Source organism: Frigoribacterium sp. Leaf44, assembly GCF_001421865.1.
Taxonomy (GTDB): domain Bacteria; phylum Actinomycetota; class Actinomycetes; order Actinomycetales; family Microbacteriaceae; genus Frigoribacterium.
Map to the genome: position 1 here is coordinate 39,700 of NZ_LMLG01000006.1, position 207 is coordinate 39,906.

A 207-nucleotide genomic window follows, 5' to 3' on the forward strand; every position below is an offset into this window, starting at 1 on the left:
CGCCCTGCTCGACGGGGTCGGCGATCCCGGTGGACCCCGCCTCGTGCTCATGCACGGGGCGGGGTTTTTCCGTGTTCCGGTAGGTACCGGAGCACTCACCCGGTTGCCCGTCCACCCGACCGCACCTCGCAGCTCGACCCAGCCCCGCCCGCCAGCCGAGAACCCCGTTCCGTGCGATGAACCACGAAGCTTCGTGGTTCATCGCAC